The sequence below is a fragment of the Allobosea sp. TAF32 genome (genome assembly GCF_052113585.1).
Taxonomy (GTDB): domain Bacteria; phylum Pseudomonadota; class Alphaproteobacteria; order Rhizobiales; family Beijerinckiaceae; genus Allobosea.
Window position 1 is genome coordinate 1 of the sequence record NZ_JBFRDM010000047.1, and the last position, 490, is coordinate 490.

Annotated in this window: 1 protein-coding gene; it reads left to right on the forward strand. The window is 71.0% G+C overall.

Annotation, left to right across the window (positions count from 1 at the left end; genetic code table 11):
- A partial coding sequence (locus AB4Z16_RS28115) for an aminotransferase class I/II-fold pyridoxal phosphate-dependent enzyme (RefSeq protein WP_441514588.1) occupies positions 1 to 490 on the forward strand: 490 nt, incomplete at both ends.

Genomic DNA, 490 nt, shown 5'->3' on the forward strand with positions numbered 1-490 from the left:
CCTTCCACGTCATGGAACTGGCCAAGCAGGCCGCCGAACTCGAACGGGCCGGGCGCCACATCATCCACATGGGGATTGGCGAGCCGGACTTCACCGCCGCCGCGCCGGTCGTGCATGCCGCGGAGGCGGCCATGCGCCGGGGCGTGACGCAGTACACCGGGGCGCTGGGCATCCACGCGCTGCGCGAGGCCATCGCTGGCTACTACAAGACCGCCTATGGGATCGATATTCCCGAGCGCCGCGTGATCGTGACCGCCGGCGCTTCCGGCGCGCTGCTGCTGGCCTGCGCGGTACTGGTGGAAATTGGCGCCGAAGTGCTGATGCCCGATCCGAGCTACCCCTGCAATCGTCATTTCGTGGCCGCCTTCGACGGCCGGGCGCGCATGGTGCCGAGCGGGCCGGCCGAGCGCTTCCAGCTCACCGCCGCCCAGGTGGCCGCCAACTGGGGGCCGGACACGCGCGGGGTGCTGCTGGCGTCGCCGAGCAATCG